The sequence below is a fragment of the Leptospira congkakensis genome, assembly GCF_004770265.1.
Lineage (GTDB): Bacteria > Spirochaetota > Leptospiria > Leptospirales > Leptospiraceae > Leptospira_A > Leptospira_A congkakensis.
Genome location: NZ_RQGQ01000003.1, coordinates 1 through 1,193, shown reverse-complemented (window position 1 = coordinate 1,193; position 1,193 = coordinate 1). Strand labels below are relative to the sequence as shown.

Annotated in this window: 1 protein-coding gene; it reads left to right on the top strand. The window is 30.4% G+C overall.

The genetic code is table 11. From position 1 onward, the window contains the following. Positions 1 to 131: 131 nt before the first annotated feature. Positions 132 to 1,076 (top strand): hypothetical protein, encoded by a 945-nt coding sequence (locus EHQ70_RS00960; RefSeq protein ID WP_135583118.1) that lies wholly within the window; start codon positions 132 to 134, stop codon positions 1,074 to 1,076. The last annotated feature ends 117 nt before the right edge of the window (positions 1,077 to 1,193 follow it).

The following is a 1,193-nucleotide window of genomic DNA, read 5'->3' as shown; positions in this document are numbered from 1 at the left end:
CGCCCTCGTTCGGCCTTCGGCAAATTTCCCGCTCTCCCTAACGCCTACTACGCAGGCTCAGGGCGGGAAACTTCGCTAACACTAGTTCGTTATACGCAAGCGTAATAAATTCTTTTTAAAAACGAATAAAAATGAAAGAATTATTATATTTCTTTAGCTACTTATTTCTGAAAGTTTATATAGCATCTCAATTTCCTATTCACAGCTATGCAATTGAACTTGTTTTCGGATTACTAATTTTTGTTTTTTTCACATTTTCTTTAATATTTCAAATAATTCCTTTTATAATTTTCAAAATTATACTAAAAAAATTCAAAATCATAAATCCACTCTACATATACAGTTTTTATATCTATTTTTTAACTGCAGGAATTATTATATCAAAAGAGTTCCAAAATGAACTTTACTTCATTATTCCAATATCGTTCTTTTTTGATTTCCTTTTTATCATAGTTTATACTATCATTACTCTAAAAACATATCTGTTAGTTAGATATTACATTTTACATCTAGCTACATTATCAACGGTATGTTTATTTTCATTATATCTTTATTGCTACAAATATGCGGAGAGATTCTTTGAATTAACAATTGAAGGAGAAAGATATTCCTGCGATAGAATCCCAAATACTAAAAGTTACAATCTTTACGATAATCTTGAAGGGAAAATACTCCTAGCTTTTGAAGCGGACTCTTGCATTCGATATTTTCCTAGCATAGATATAGGAATATTAAACAAAAATGGTCGACAAGGACTTAAATTAGTAAAATCAAATACCTACATATTTGAAATAACAGCCATGAATATTGGAGATTTTTCAGATGGTGTATTTAAAATCGAAACTAGCATATGCACCTATTTCTCTCAGATTCAAAAAACATTATGCAAAACTGGTTATCTGCTTCCAGATGGTAGGTGGCAAATTGAGCCAAAATTCTACTCTTCTTCTGATTTTAAAAATGATATCGCCAAAGTTGGAGTAATCCAAAACAATGAATTAGTTTTTTATTGCATAAATAAAAAAGAAGAGTTCTTAAAATCAATCGATTTTCTTGATGAATGCAATCAGATCTAAGCCAATTACGCCAGCGTATAACAACGGCGAATCGCTGCACTTTGGTATTCCCCGTTTATTTCGGACAATAAATTAAGCACATCGCTTTTCATATAACTTTCTAAATACAATAGGAGA

Bases quoted from the DNA above. Each gene is read 5' to 3' on its own strand.
- EHQ70_RS00960 (WP_135583118.1), top strand. From the start codon at position 132: ATGAAAGAATTATTATATTTCTTTAGCTACTTATTTCTGAAAGTTTAT.